Origin of the sequence: Nocardioides sp. NPDC092400, assembly GCF_040684155.1 — a bacterium.
GTDB lineage: Bacteria > Actinomycetota > Actinomycetes > Propionibacteriales > Nocardioidaceae > Nocardioides.
On record NZ_JBFBFJ010000007.1, the window covers coordinates 144,383 to 157,546 of the forward strand.

Annotated in this window: 12 protein-coding genes; 5 read left to right on the forward strand and 7 right to left on the reverse strand. The window is 75.4% G+C overall.

Annotated elements, in window-relative coordinates; all coding sequences use genetic code 11:
* Nucleotides 1-13 precede the first annotated feature (13 nt).
* Entirely contained in the window at nt 14-376 is a 363-nt protein-coding gene (locus AB0N29_RS18370) for a DUF3499 domain-containing protein (protein WP_302267686.1), read from the reverse strand.
* A gap of 48 nt (nt 377-424) precedes the next feature.
* Between AB0N29_RS18370 and AB0N29_RS18375 the strand changes: the two genes are divergently transcribed.
* Nucleotides 425-859 carry a metallopeptidase family protein gene (locus AB0N29_RS18375; protein ID WP_364868965.1) on the forward strand — a complete coding sequence of 145 codons (435 nt, stop codon included), beginning with the start codon at nt 425-427 and terminating at the stop codon, nt 857-859.
* On the opposite strand, the gene AB0N29_RS18380 is transcribed toward AB0N29_RS18375, so the two are convergent.
* The 3 genes from AB0N29_RS18380 to AB0N29_RS18390 form a co-directional block, all read right to left on the reverse strand.
* Nucleotides 856-2,253, reverse strand: a complete 1,398-nt coding sequence (locus AB0N29_RS18380) for a DUF5719 family protein (protein ID WP_364868968.1) — start codon at nt 2,251-2,253, stop codon at nt 856-858. The two genes, AB0N29_RS18375 and AB0N29_RS18380, sit on opposite strands and share 4 nt — an antisense overlap.
* Nucleotides 2,250-5,096, reverse strand: coding sequence for a glycosyltransferase family 2 protein (locus tag AB0N29_RS18385; RefSeq protein WP_364868971.1), 2,847 nt, complete (start codon nt 5,094-5,096; stop codon nt 2,250-2,252). Before AB0N29_RS18385 ends, AB0N29_RS18380 begins: the two co-directional genes overlap by 4 nt.
* Before the next feature lie 139 nt (nt 5,097-5,235).
* Nucleotides 5,236-5,523 (reverse strand): WhiB family transcriptional regulator, encoded by a 288-nt coding sequence (locus AB0N29_RS18390; RefSeq protein ID WP_302267690.1) that lies wholly within the window; start codon nt 5,521-5,523, stop codon nt 5,236-5,238.
* A gap of 219 nt (nt 5,524-5,742) precedes the next feature.
* Between AB0N29_RS18390 and cofD the strand changes: the two genes are divergently transcribed.
* The 3 genes from cofD to AB0N29_RS18405 are packed head-to-tail and all read left to right on the forward strand — an operon-like array spanning nt 5,743 to nt 8,545.
* The gene (gene cofD, locus AB0N29_RS18395; protein WP_364868975.1) at nt 5,743-6,759 is read left to right on the forward strand and encodes a 2-phospho-L-lactate transferase; all 1,017 of its coding nucleotides are present in this window, start codon (nt 5,743-5,745) and stop codon (nt 6,757-6,759) included.
* A gap of 4 nt (nt 6,760-6,763) precedes the next feature.
* Nucleotides 6,764-7,738, forward strand: a complete 975-nt coding sequence (cofE, locus tag AB0N29_RS18400) for a coenzyme F420-0:L-glutamate ligase (protein WP_364868979.1) — start codon at nt 6,764-6,766, stop codon at nt 7,736-7,738.
* A 51-nt stretch (nt 7,739-7,789) separates the two neighbouring features.
* Nucleotides 7,790-8,545, forward strand: a complete 756-nt coding sequence (locus tag AB0N29_RS18405) for a DUF3105 domain-containing protein (RefSeq protein WP_302267695.1) — start codon at nt 7,790-7,792, stop codon at nt 8,543-8,545.
* A gap of 85 nt (nt 8,546-8,630) precedes the next feature.
* Here the strand turns inward: AB0N29_RS18405 and AB0N29_RS18410 are convergent, their stop codons facing one another.
* Both AB0N29_RS18410 and AB0N29_RS18415 read right to left on the reverse strand, forming a co-directional pair.
* Complete coding sequence (locus AB0N29_RS18410) at nt 8,631-8,852, reverse strand: hypothetical protein (RefSeq protein WP_302267697.1); 222 nt, start codon at nt 8,850-8,852, stop codon at nt 8,631-8,633.
* A 44-nt stretch (nt 8,853-8,896) separates the two neighbouring features.
* Nucleotides 8,897-10,042, reverse strand: a complete 1,146-nt coding sequence (locus AB0N29_RS18415; protein ID WP_302267698.1) for a mannose-1-phosphate guanylyltransferase — start codon at nt 10,040-10,042, stop codon at nt 8,897-8,899.
* A 43-nt stretch (nt 10,043-10,085) separates the two neighbouring features.
* Here AB0N29_RS18415 and AB0N29_RS18420 point away from each other — a divergent pair, with 43 nt between their 5' ends.
* Nucleotides 10,086-10,808 carry a TIGR03089 family protein gene (locus AB0N29_RS18420; protein WP_364868984.1) on the forward strand — a complete coding sequence of 241 codons (723 nt, stop codon included), beginning with the start codon at nt 10,086-10,088 and terminating at the stop codon, nt 10,806-10,808.
* A gap of 73 nt (nt 10,809-10,881) precedes the next feature.
* Here the strand turns inward: AB0N29_RS18420 and AB0N29_RS18425 are convergent, their stop codons facing one another.
* Nucleotides 10,882-13,023 carry an N-acetylmuramoyl-L-alanine amidase gene (locus AB0N29_RS18425; protein WP_364868987.1) on the reverse strand — a complete coding sequence of 714 codons (2,142 nt, stop codon included), beginning with the start codon at nt 13,021-13,023 and terminating at the stop codon, nt 10,882-10,884.
* Nucleotides 13,024-13,164: the final 141 nt, after the last annotated feature.

Sequence of the window (13,164 nt, forward strand, 5' to 3'; positions counted from 1 at the left end):
GACAGTAACGAGGTCAGTCGGTGGAGAGCACGCGGAGGTGGCCGCGTCGCCCGCGCTCGCGGACGTTCTCCTCCGCGGGTGGCAGCCGCACCACCTGCTGCACCGGGCGGGCGGCCTCGCGGACCGCGTCGGCGAGGGCGAGCAGGTCGTCGGTCGAGGGCCCCTGGGCCGCCTGGTCGCGCACCAGCCGCAGGACCTCCCAGCCCCGCGGGGCCGAGAGCCGCTCGCTGTGGACCTCGCACAGGTCGTAGGCGTGCGGCTCGGCGTACGTCGCCAGCGGGCCGAGCACGGCGGTCTGGTCGGCGTAGACGTAGGTGAGCGTGCTGGTCGCGGGACGGCCGCACGCGGTGCGCGAACAGCGACGGGCGGGACTCACGAGCAGACCGTACCCCTCGGCCCCGACCGCCCGGCTTAGGCTCGCGGCATGACCGACCGCGCTCCCGGGCCCCGCCGCCGCGACCGGCGCGGGCGCGGCATGCGCGGCCCCGGGGTGCTCCCCCGGACCCCCGGGCGGCCCGAGACGCGCACCCGTCGCGAGCGCTTCGACGACCTGGTGCTCGCCGTGGTCACCGAGGTCGACGCCCAGTGGGCCGACCGCCTCGGCACCGTCGAGTACGCCGTCGAGGACACCCCCGACCTCCCCGACGACTGGGACCCCACGGAGGTCCCCCTCGGCTCCGCCGTCCGCGGCACCGGCGGCGAGCCCTCGCGGGTCGTCGTGTTCCGCCGGCCGATCGAGCGACGCGCGGAGTCCCGCTCCGAGCTCGACGTGCTCGTGCTGACGGTGGTCGTCGAGCAGGTGGCCGACCTGCTCAACGTCGAGCCCCAGGTCATCGACCCCCGCTACGAGTCCGACTAGGGCAGCCCGGGGCGCACGGCGGGCACGAGCCCGGAGCGCACCAGCTCGTGGAGGCGTACGACGCCGGCACCGCCGGTCGCGGCGACGACCGCCCCGACGACCGGTGTGCGGTCGGGGGTGACCGTCAGGTGCACCGCCCGCGCCGGCAGGCCGAGGACGAACCCGCGGTCCGGCGCGACCTCCACCCGCTTCGAGGCCAGCTCCTCCCCCGCGGCGTCCCGGGCGACCACCTCGACCACGCCGGTGGAGGTGGCCCCGGACAGCACCAGCCGCTTGCGGCCCGGCGGCACGACCGCGACGGTCGGCTCCGTGACCGGCTCGGAGGGCACCGCGTGGGCGAGGTCGCCCCCGACGAAGGACCGCAGCGTCGCGGTGACCGGGCCGGTGGCCTCGACGACCAGCCCGAGCGCCCCGTCCCCGACCAGCGGCCCGAGAGTGGCGCCGAGCTGGACGCGCGCGACGCTCTGCGGCGCGATGCGCACCTCCTCGAGCCCTTCCGGTGCGAAGACCGAGCGCTCGTCGACCACCCGGAGCCCGGCCCGGACCTCGGAGTCGCCGTCGTTGGCCAGCACGAGGGTCCGCCTCCCGGACCCGACGGGCAGGCCCAGCAGCGTGAGCGCGGTGGCCGGCTCGGCCTGCGGCGGCAGGAAGTCCTCGGCCCGGGGCCCGGCGCCGAGCTCGTCGACGCGGTCCAGCACCGCGGAGAAGACGCGGCCCCGCTGCGTGGTGACGTGCAGCGAGAGCTCGTCGCGCCGGGGCACCACCTCGCCGAGGTCGAGCCGCACGCTGCTCCCGCCCGGCACCGCGACACCGCGCAGCGCGGGGGCGTCGACGAGGCCGGACCGACCGGTGACGACGACGTCGGCGACGGCCGGGCCGTTGTCGGGGTTGACCAGCTCCAGCACCGAGGAGTGCCCGGTCCCGGCGCCGACACCGGTGAACCACTGCTCGGGCGCGGGGGCGGCGCACTCCGCGACCCGCAGCGGGCGCTCGTCGTACCGCCCGGCCACGAGTCCCGGGGCGAGGTCGTCCTCGGCGCGCACGACGACCGGTTCGTCGTCGGCGCCGGGCGCCGTCGCGACGGCGCCCTCGGCGACGTCCACCTCCTGCTGGCGGCCGTCGGGGCCCAGCCCGACGGTGACCGTGCCGGCGCTGCCGGAGGCCGTCGTGACCAGGGTCGGCGCGGCGGCCGCGGGGCAGACCACCGAGGCCGCACCGAGGGCGGTCTCGGTGGGCGCCGTGTCCGGCTGCGACGGCGCCTCGGTGCGGGTCAGCAGCACCGCCCCGCCGGTCAGCAGCGGGAGCAGCACGGCGAGGACGACGGTGACGTCGAGCGCCACGCGGCGCGAGGCCCCCGGGGTGGACCGGGTGGCCCGGCGCGAGGGCGTGCTCATCGGCGCCTCCGCTCGGTCGCCCGCTCGGTCGTCGGGGCGCACAGGACGAGGACCCACACCAGCCCGACGCCCTGCACGAGGAGCAGCGCGGTGCGCAGCCACGAGCGCGGCCCGTCGAGCGCGTCGTCGGACAGCGGCCGGTCGACCTGCCAGGCCCGGGTGCCGGGGTCGGCCGCGCTGGCCTGGACGAGGCCGCCGGTGGCGTCGAGCAGGGAAGCCACCGAGCCGTCGGCGGGGGCCGGGAGCACGACGTACTCGATCCCGCGGTCCGCGAGCTCGGTCACCAGCGCCGGCGTGGGCCGCGAGGCCAGCTGCTGGACGTCGCGGGTGAGGTCGGTGTCCTCGGGTGCGAGGGCGAGGACCTCGTCCTCGCCGAGCGTGACGCCGTCGCCGCGCCGGACGACCCAGGTCAGCCCGTCCTCGACGGAGCCGCGGACCACCAGGATGCCGTGGTCGTCGCCCTCGGTGGCGGCCTGGACCATGTACGCCGGGATGCCGGACCGTGGGTCCTCGTCGAACGAGGCGTCGGCGCCGGCGACGAACCACACGAGGCCGCCGAGCGGGACGACCGCCGCGACGACGGCGAGCACGGCGGCGAGGCGTCGCGGTGCGCCCTGCCCGCCGAGGACGGCGGCGACGACGAACGCGCCCTGGAGGACGACCACGAGGAAGCCGAGCGCGGGGCCGGTGGAGACCGACGGCAGCGAAAGCGTGACGGTGCCGAGCAGGGCGGCCACCGCGGCGGCCACGGCTGCGACGATCCAGCACACCAGGACCGGGATCCGCGTCGCCCGCGGGACGAGCCCGGCGACGGCGAGGACCGCGACCACGACGCCGAGCCACCACGGCGCCCCGAGGTCGCCGAGCCGGCCGGCGACCAGGTCGAGCGGGTCGACGGTCGGCACGGGGAGCCGGCCGGGCTCGAGGAGCAGCCCCGCGGCCGCGCGCTCGAGCAGGCTCGGCAGCCACCACGGCGCCAGGAGCAGCAGCGGGACGCCGAGCGCCACCAGCGGCGGGGCCCAGACCGAGCGGTCGCGCAGGCCGCCGCGCACGACGGCGTACGACGCGGCCAGGACGACCGCCCCGAGCAGCACCGCGAACGGCCACGCCACCGGGGCGAAGGCAGTGGTCAGCGCGAGCAGCACCCCGGTGCGCCAGGCGGCGCGCCAGCGGCGGTCCGGCTCGGGGTCGGCGAAGCCCAGGGCCGCGTGGGCCAGCCAGGGCAGCACCGCGACGGCGACGACGGGACCGAGCCGGCCGTCGCCCCAGGCGCCGCTGGTCACGGCCACCAGCGACCAGGTCGCCGACCCCCACAGCAGCAGCCAGCGGGGCGCGCCCTGCGGCGAGACGAAGCGCCCGACCACCCGCAGCAGGCGCCACGCGCCCCAGAGCGCGACGGGCGCGGACAGCACGAGCAGCGCGCTGACCGCGGTCGTGGTGCCGAGGACGGTGCCCAGCAGGGCGAGCGGGAGGAGGTACGGCGGGGCCGGCACGCCGGTCCCCTGGCCGAGCGGGTGCCAGTGCTCGACGTGCAGGCGCCACCAGTCCCCGACGGCGGCCGGCACCGGGGAGAGCCCGCCGCCGACGACCGCGCCGTACGCCTCGCGCGCGCCCACGAGCAGGGCGACCACGAGCACGGCGAGCGCGACCGCCACGGGGTTGGTGAGGAAGCGGGCCACCACGCCGGTGTCGGCGTACTCCTCGTCCTCGTCGAGCACCTGGCGGCGCGCGGCCATCGAGGAGGGGTCGTGCCGGGCCTGGGCGGCGCGCCGGCGCTCGGCCACGTCGGCCGCCTGGTTGGTGGCCGCGGCGGCGAGGTCGCTGACGAAGTCCAGGCCGTGCCGGTAGGGCAGCCACGCGGGCGCGAGCAGGCGCCGTACGTCGGCGGGCTCTCGGACTCGCCGCTGCTGCCGCTCGCGGCGGGCGGCGTGGACCTCGCGGGGGCTGGAGACGATGGAGACCAGCGCGGCCAGCTCGTCGAGCGCCTCGCCGACGGAGCGGACGAGCAGGAAGCCGATCACGCGCAGCACGGTCCCGAGCGTGAGCCGCACCAGCTGGAAGGGCAGCGTGCGCGCGCGGGAGTTGGCCAGCAGCGTGTAGAGCGCCGCCCGGCGCTCCTGGTAGTGGGTGTGCCGGCCGGTCAGTGGCGTGCGCCGGATCCCGCGGTGGGCCGCCTCGGCGTGGAAGACGACCGCCTGCGGCACCACGAGGGTGCGGTGGCCGGCGGTCGCGGCCCGCCAGCCGAAGTCCACGTCGTTGCCGAAGATCGGCAGCTGGCGGTCGAACCCGTCGAGCTCCTCCAGCACGCGACGACGCACGAGCATGCCGGCGGTGTTGACCGCGAGCACGGTGCGGACCTCGTCGTGCTGGCCCTGGTCGTACTCGCCGCGCTCGAGGCCGGTCTCGCGCCGGCCCGTGCCCGAGATGGTGACGCCCAGCTCGAGGAGCCGGCGCAGCGAGGGCCACTCGCGCAGCTTGGGACCGAGCACGTCGGACTCGGGATCGGCCGCGGCGGCGGCGAGGAGCGCCTCCAGCGCGCCGGGGTCGGGGTTGCTGTCGTCGTGCAGCAACCAGACCCACTCGGCGTCGGGCGACCGGTCCAGACCGATCCGCACCGCCGCGGGGTACGACGTGGCGCCGGTGACCCGCTCGACCCCGCCGACCAGGAGGTCGCCGAGCGCGGACTCGACCAGGTCGGCGCTGCCGTCCTTGCTGCCGGTGTCGACCGCGACGACCGCGTCGACGGGGCGGGTCTGGCCGCGGAGCCCCTCGAGGACCGCCGGCAGCCACCGCGCTCCGTCGTGGCTGACGAGCAGCGCGACGACCGGACCGGGAGCAGACACGTCGGAAGACCCTACGGGGGTCCCTCCCCCGTTCTCCAATGACGGCGCCCACCGGCGGCGCGGGTGACCGGGCCCGGTGGGCGGTGCGGGAGGTGCTGGAAAAGAAGGACCCCGGCCGTTCCCGACCGGGGTTCCCTTCTCAGACGGCGCTCTTCTTCAGCTTGCGGCGCTCCCTCTCGGAGAGACCGCCCCAGATGCCGAAGCGCTCGTCGTTCATCAGTGCGGACTCCAGACACTCGGTCCGCACCTCGCAGGTGAGGCAGACCTTCTTGGCCTCCCTCGTCGATCCACCCTTCTCGGGGAAGAACGCCTCGGGGTCGGTCTGAGCGCACAGCGCGCGCTCCTGCCAACCCGCATCTTCGGCGTCTCCGTCGAGGAGAAAGAGTTCTCTCACGGCACTCGCCCTTTCGACCCGGTGATGCTGCATGTGTCCCACTCGAACAACACTGTGGGAATTACATGCCTGTCGTACCCCTGCGGTCAAGCCCGCATCTGCTATGGGCGCCGTTCGCGGCCACAATGACCCGAACGGACCACGGGTACCCCGGCGTGTCGCCGCGGAGCGTCCCCCGGCGTGTCGCGGGGCCGGGCGTCCGCGAGCCGGGGCGCGGGCCGGGGGTCGGGGGCGGCACGCGATGATGGCTCCATGATCAGGGACATCACCGTCCTGGCCGGGGGCACCGGCGGGGCCCGGTTCCTCCAGGGCCTCCTCCACGGCATCGAGGCGGGCACGCTCCCGGGCGTCGCGCCCGACGCCGTCGTGACCGTGGTGGCCAACACCGCCGACGACATCTGGGTGCACGGCCTCAAGGTCTGCCCCGACCTCGACACCGTGATGTACACCCTCGGCGACGGCATCGACCCCGTCCGCCGCTGGGGCCGGCGCGAGGAGACGTGGAGCGTCCGGACCGAGCTGGCCGAGTACGGCGTGGAGCCGACCTGGTTCGGGCTCGGCGACCGCGACGTCGCCACCCACCTGGTCCGCACCCAGATGCTCGAGGCCGGCTTCCCGCTCTCGCAGGTCACCACCGCCCTGTGCCGGCGCTGGCTCGCCCCGACGTACGGCGACCGGGTGCGGCTGCTCCCGATGACCGACGACCGGGTCGAGACCCACGTCGCGATCACCGACGAGGAGAGCCCGAGCGGCCGCCGGGTGGTCCACTTCCAGGAGTACTGGGTCCGCCTCCGGGCCTCGGTCCCCGCCGAGACCGTGGTCTTCGTCGGCCTCGAGCAGGCGACCCCTGGCCCGGGTGTCCTCGACGCGATCTCCGGCGCCGACCTGGTCGTGCTCCCGCCGTCGAACCCGGTCGTCTCCGTCGGCACGATCCTCGGCGTGCCCGACGTCCGCGACGTCCTGCGGGTGACGAAGGCCCCCGTCGTCGGGATCTCCCCCATCGTCGGGCCCAGCCACGTCCACGGCATGGCCGAGCAGATGCTGACCTCGATCGGTGTCGAGGTCAGCGCCGCGGCGGTCGGGCTGCACTACGGCGCACGCTCGGCCGGCGGGGTCCTCGACGGCTGGCTGGTCGACGAGGGCGACGCCGACCAGGTCGCCCGGGTGCGCGAGGGCGGCGTCGCCTGCGCCGCGGTGCCGCTGATGATGACCGACCACGACGCCACCGCCGCGATGGCCGCGGCCGCCGTCGGGCTCGTCACCGGGTGAGCGCGTGATCACCGTCGAGGCGCCCGACGGCGTCGGTGAGGTGCGCGCCGGGGACGACCTCGCTGCGCTGGTGCTGCCGCTGGTCGACCTGGCCGACGGCGACGTGCTCGTCGTGACCAGCAAGGTGGTCAGCAAGGCCGAGGGCCGCGTCGTGAGCGGCACGACGCGCGAGGAGCAGCTCGCGGCCGAGACGGTCCGCGTGGTCGCCCGCCGCGGGCCCACCACCATCGTGCGCACCCGGCACGGGCTCACCATGGCCGCCGCCGGGATCGACGCCAGCAACGTCGAGGTCGGCTCGGTCGTGCTGCTCCCGCTCGACCCCGACGCCTCCGCCCGGGCCCTGCGCGCCACGCTCCTGCAGCGGACCGGCCGCAACGTCGGCGTCGTGGTCACCGACACCGCCGGCCGTGCCTGGCGGGAGGGCCAGACCGACATCGCGGTCGGCGCCGCCGGGCTGCTGGTCGCCGAGGACTTCGGTGGCCGGGTCGACGCCCACGGCAACCCGCTGGTGGTGACCGCGCCGGCCGTCGCCGACGAGATCGCCGGCGTGGCCGAGCTGGCCTCGGGCAAGCTCGGCGCCCGGCCCTTCGCGGTCGTCCGCGGCCGCGCCGACCTGGTGCTGCCGCCCGGCGAGGACGGGCCCGGCGCCCGCGCGCTGGTGCGGCCGGAGGGCGGCGACCTGTTCGGGTACGGCGCCCGCGAGGCCGTCGTGCGCGCACTGCTCGGCGACCCGGCCGACCAGGCGCCGTTCGGCGCTCCCGTCGCGGCCGAGGACCTCGCCGACGTGGTCCGTCGCGTGCTCGGCGTCGAGGCGAGGCAGGAAGCCACCGACGAGGCGCAGGTCCTGGTCGTCCGCACCGCGCGCCTCGAGGCGCTGGCCGCGCTCGCCTTCGCCCACGGGTGGGCCCTGGCGCCGGCGACCGCGGCGGGGCCGTCCGGTTCCGCCGCCGAGGCACGGCTGCGCCCAGCGACGACCTAGACTCGGCCGCGCATCCCTGCCCGCCGTACCCACCGCGAGGAAATCCGAACCGTGGCCAAGCCCGCCAAGTCCGACCGCCAAGCGGTCATCGACCAGATCCGCAAGAAGCAGAAGGGCGCCGACAAGCGCCGGGGCTTCGCGATCGTCGGTGTATGCGCGCTGGTCGCCGTCCTGCTCATCGGTGCCGCGGCGTTCAAGCCCGTCAAGGACTGGTGGGACCTGCGCAAGTTCAACGACATCGACGTCGCCTCCATCGGCGCCCCGGCGTCGGCCTGCCAGAAGATCACCACCCAGAAGGCGACCGGCAACCAGGAGCACGTCCCCACCGGCACGCCGGTGGAGTACGACCACGCCCCGCCGGCGTACGGCGCCCACTGGAACGAGGCGAACGTCGCGCCGGACCCGATGGAGCGCAAGCTCTACACCGCCGACGACCGACCCGAGGTCGAGGCGCTCGTGCACAACCTCGAGCACGGCTACACGATCCTCTGGTACGACGAGACCGCCGCCGCGGACGACGCGATGATGGACGACATCCGGGGCCTCGCCACCAAGTTCAAGGGCACCTCGAACCTGCGCCTGAAGTTCAAGGCCGTCCCGTGGACCGAGGAGGACGGCGAGCCGTTCCCCGAGGGCCAGCACATCGCCTACACCCACTGGTCGATCGGCGGCGCCGACAAGGACGTCTCCGACACCTCCACCCAGGTGGGCGTCTGGCAGTACTGCTCCGAGCCGTCCGGCGAGGCGCTCGAGGACTTCATGATCGAGTACCCCTACATGGACTCCCCCGAGCCCAACGCCGGGTGACCTGACCCCGGCGAACCGGCTCCGACGACGACGGGCCGCCCTCCATCACGGAGGGCGGCCCGTCGTCATGAAGGGACTGGGGACGTCAGAGCTTGGACATCCGGGTGAACGGCGCCGGCACCCGGATGTTGGTGGAGCCGAAGTCCACGATCACCGCGGCGGAGTCGACGGCGACCACGCGGCCGAGCCCGTGCGCGTCGTGGGAGACGCGGTCGTCGACGTCGTACTGCTCGACGACCAGCTCGGGCTCGGGCTTGAAGGGGCTGCTGGCGAGATGGCGTGGCCGCGCCCGGTGTGAAGGTGACATCACCGCCAGTATGCGCCCCCGGGGCGTCCCGCGTGGCTTCGCGGTCAGGTTAGGTCGGTGCGCCCGGCCTCGGTGAGGCCCGTGACGACGGCCTTGACGTCCTGCGCGCGGGCCCGCGTGGTGACGAGCAGGGCGTCGGGGGTGTCCACGACGACCACGTCGTCGAGGCCGACCACGGCGACCACGCGCTCCGAGCGCGGGACCACGAGCCCGGTGCTGTCGACGGCACGGACCAGGCCCTCCTCCCCCAGCACGAGCACGCCCCGGTCCCGCTCCCGGGCCTGCCCGTCGGGGTCCCGGAGCGCGTCGAGCAGCGTGGCGAGGGAGTCGAAGTCGCCGATGTCGTCCCACCCGAACGTCGAGGGGACCGTGGCGACGCGGCCGGCGTCGGCCGCGGGCTCGGCGACGGCGTGGTCCAGCGCGATCTTCGGCAGGTCCGGCCACAGCTCGTCGAGCCGCCCCGGCTCGGCGGCGATGGCACGCAGCGCCGCGGCGAACGACGGGTGCCAGGTGGCGAGCAGGTCGAGGAGCACCGTGGGACGCACGACGAACATGCCGGCGTTCCAGCGGTAGCGACCGGTCGCGAGGTACTGCGCGGCCACCTCCGTCGAGGGCTTCTCCACGAACTCGCGCACCGCCGCGACGCCGGGGTGGCCGGGCAGCTCCTCGCCGAGGTGGACGTAGCCGAAGGCGGAGGAAGCGAACGTCGGCTCGATCCCGAGGGTGACCAGCCAGCCCTCCCGCGCGACCCGCACGGCCGTGCGCACGCAGTCCCGGAACGCCTCGGGGTCGGCGATGACGTGGTCGGCCGCGAACGAGCCCATGACGGCGTCGGGGTCCCGCCGCTCGAGGACCGCGGCGGCGAGGCCGATGGCGGCCATCGAGTCCCGGGCCGACGGCTCGGCGATGACGGCCTCCTCGGCCAGCGTCGCCAGCTGCTCGCCCACCGCGTCGCGGTGCGGCCGGCCGGTGACGACCAGGAACCGGTCCTCGGCCAGCGGCTCGAGCCGGTCGTGGGTCTCCTGCAGCAGGGAGCGGCCGCTGCCGGTGAGGTCGCGGAGGAACTTCGGCGAGGTGCGCCGCGACAGCGGCCAGAGGCGGGTCCCGGCGCCGCCGGCGGGGATCACCGCCCAGAAGCCCTCGAGCGCGGACGGGCCGGTGGACGCGGGAGCGGCGGCAGCGGAGCTCATGGGCGTGAGCCTAGGGTCCGGCCCCTGTCTAGGGTGAGGCGCTGTGACGACCTTCGCGACCGTGCTCGCCGACCTGCTCCGCAAGGAGCCGGGCCGGCCCCTGGTGACCTTCTACGACCACGCGACCGGCGAGCGGGTGGAGCTGTCGGTCACGACGTACGCCAACTGGGTCGCGAAGGTCTCCTCACTCCTCGTCGAGGAGCACGACCTGGTACGCGGCGACGCGCTGCGGGTGGACCTCCCCCCGCACTGGCTCGCCCCGGTGTTCCTCGGCGCCGCCTGGAACGCGGGCCTGGTCGTCACCGACGCCGACGACGCGGACGCGGTGGTCTGCGGTCCCGGCGGGCTCGGGCGGTGGGCCGACCGGGCGGGCGACGTGCCCGTCCTGGCCTGCTCGCTGCTGCCGCTGGGGGTGCGGTTCGCCGACCCGCTGCCGGCCGGCGTGCACGACGTCGGGGTGGAGGTGTGGTCCCAGCCGGACTCCTTCATCCCCTGGGACCCGCCGCAGGACGACGACCTCGCGCTGGCGCTCGCCGGCGACGAGGTGACCCAGGCCGGGTTGTGGAGCGCGGCCGCCGCCGGGAGTCTCCTCACCGACGGCGGCCGCCTCCTCTCGGAGGCGGACCCGGCTTCCCCACCGGGCATCGCCACCGTCACCGAGCCGCTCGCGAGGGGCGGCTCGCTGGTCCTGGTGGTCGGCGCCGACCGGGAGCGGCTCGAGGCGACGTACGCCGCCGAGCGCGCCACCGCACGCTTCCCCGCATGACCACCGGGACCAGGTCTCCTGGGGCTGCTCAGGCTGCTCTGCCTGCTCGGCCTGCTCGGCCTGCTCGGGCTGCTCAGCCCACCAGGTCGTAGGCGCTCGCGCCCTCGCCGAGGGGCACGCGGGCGCCGAATCCCGTCGGCGTGCCCGGCAGCAGCCAGAGCCGTCCGTCGGCCCTGCTGCGCGCGACCACGTCGGCGTGCCCGGTCAGCCCCACGTCGCTGACGCCGACCAGCCAGTCGTAGGCCGAGACGGCCATGCCGAGCGCCCGGGGCGAGGTCAGCCCGCCCGGACCGTTGCCCGGGTAGAGCGTGAGCTTGTTCCCCACCCGCAGCAGGCTGTCCGGAGCACCGTCGGCGTCCCAGCGGCCCACCGCGACCTGCTGGGTCGCCGAGACGCGTGAGTGCACGACGTACGACGCGGCGAGGCCCTCGAGGCCGCGCCCCGGGTAGACGCGCATCGCGCCGCCGGCGGGCTGGCCGAGGAGGTCGGGCCACCCGTCGCCGGTCATGTCGCCGGCGGCCGACAGCAGCGAGACGCCGCCGAAGCCGCTGCCGATCGGCACCGCCTTGGAGAAGTGGCCCGTGCCGTCGCCGCGCCGGACCTTGAGCACGCCGGTGGCCTTGGTCCGCACGACCATGTCGCCGAAGCCGTCGCGGTCCCAGTCGCCCACGCTGAGCAGCGCGTCGGCGCCGCGGACCCGGATGCCGGTCGGCACCGGTGCCGCCGTCGACACGGTGCCGGCCTCGTCGGCGACGAGGGGCAGGACGTAGGCCAGGCCGTCGGTCGCGTTCCGGACCAGCAGGTCGGGGTGCGGGGTGCCCACCAGGTCCGACTCGCGCTCGCGGCCGGCCCAGCCGATCTGGTCCTGCGCGGCCAGCGTGCGGATCTTGCCGAGCTTGGCGTAGAGGTATCGGCCCGGGCAGGCGGTCGAGCCCGCGTCGCGGTGCCCGTTGATCGCGCGGAAGGACTTCTTGCCGACGACCTGGCTCGGGGAGGAGGCGTCGACGCCGTGCAGCGACAGCTTCCAGGCGAAGAGCGCGCCGTAGGCCTGGACCATCGCGCTGCTCGGCTGCTTGACGTCGAAGTTGCCGATCGCCGACATGGCGAAGGAGTTCTCGTTGTAGCCGAGGGTGTGCGCGCCGACGACCGGGCGGTCGATGCCGCCGTAGCGGCCCTCCCAGATCCGGCCGAACCGGTCGACCAGGAAGTTGTAGCCCACGTCGGACCAGCCGCGGGACTGGGTGTGGTACGCGTAGATGCTGCGCAGGATGCCCGGCACCTCGTCGCGGGTGTACTCGTTCGCGTTGACCGTGTGGTGCACGAAGCCGGCGTGCACCTCGTAGTACGACGGGGCGGTCGCGCCCCGGAGCTTCTCGTTGGCGCCCCACTGCGCGCGGGAGTAGACGACCGGGCGAGGGGTGTACGCCGCCGCGCTGAGCGCCATCGCGCCGCCGGCCGTGGCGTCCGCGGTTGCCGTGGTTGCCGTGTCCGTCGTGTCCGTGGCGGGCGGAGCCGGGGCGTCGCCGCCGGTCGCGTGCAGCGCGGGCGCCTCGCGGGTCAGGTCGTCGGCCTCGCCGGGGTCGACCACCGCGAGGCGCATGTCGTCCGGAACGCCGGCCTCCGAGCGCACGCGCACCTGCACCCGGTCGACCTCGCCGACGAGCAGCTCGTCGGTGCCGGGCCGGGCGCGCCGCGCCTCGGCGCTGTCAGGGTCGGGCCCGTGCTCGTCGTGGTAGGCCATCGCCGACCAGCCGGTCCAGGCCCCGCCGGTCTCCGTGCGGACCTGGAAGGTGATCGCGTCGTCGGCGACCTCCTCGCCGTGCTGCCAGGTGACGCCGACCGCGCCGTACCCGCGCACCGGCTGCGGCTCGGCGACCACGACGGCCTGCCGGCCCTGCACGCGGGTGCGGGCGTGCAGGGCTCCCCTGGCCAGTCGCCCGTTCGCCGGCGCGCTCAGCGCGTACTCGGTGACGACGGGGTCGACCGGCTCGGCCGGCAGCACCGATTGCTGGGCCTGCTCGGCGGCGTACGCCGAGAGCCGCCCGGTCACCGCCACGCCGTTGCTCTCGCCCAGGCCGAGGGCCGGGGTGCCCGGGGCCTCGTGGACGACGTCGAGGGTGAGGACCCGCGCTGCCGGGGTCAGGACGGCCAGCACCGCACCGAGGGCCAGCAGCTGCTGGCAACCGGTGACGAAACGGTCCTTCGACCTGGACATGACGGCCTGCTCTCGTGCGGGGGAAGTTCACACAAGGCGCAACTTTCACATGCGTCACAGGCCGACGGAAGGGTCCGTGAGTAACTACAAGGCTGTAATTTCCAGTCGACACGCCGGTGGATCGGAGATTTGTCAAGTTCA

What these genes read in the sequence shown, in the direction of transcription:
- AB0N29_RS18425 (WP_364868987.1), bottom strand. Translation starts at nt 13,023, where the DNA reads ATGTCCAGGTCGAAGGACCGTTTCGTCACCGGTTGCCAGCAGCTGCTG.
- AB0N29_RS18410 (WP_302267697.1), bottom strand. Translation starts at nt 8,852, where the DNA reads ATGTCACCTTCACACCGGGCGCGGCCACGCCATCTCGCCAGCAGCCCC.
- cofD (WP_364868975.1), top strand. Translation starts at nt 5,743, where the DNA reads ATGATCAGGGACATCACCGTCCTGGCCGGGGGCACCGGCGGGGCCCGG.
- AB0N29_RS18390 (WP_302267690.1), bottom strand. Translation starts at nt 5,523, where the DNA reads ATGCAGCATCACCGGGTCGAAAGGGCGAGTGCCGTGAGAGAACTCTTT.
- AB0N29_RS18380 (WP_364868968.1), bottom strand. Translation starts at nt 2,253, where the DNA reads ATGAGCACGCCCTCGCGCCGGGCCACCCGGTCCACCCCGGGGGCCTCG.
- AB0N29_RS18415 (WP_302267698.1), bottom strand. Translation starts at nt 10,042, where the DNA reads ATGAGCTCCGCTGCCGCCGCTCCCGCGTCCACCGGCCCGTCCGCGCTC.
- AB0N29_RS18375 (WP_364868965.1), top strand. Translation starts at nt 425, where the DNA reads ATGACCGACCGCGCTCCCGGGCCCCGCCGCCGCGACCGGCGCGGGCGC.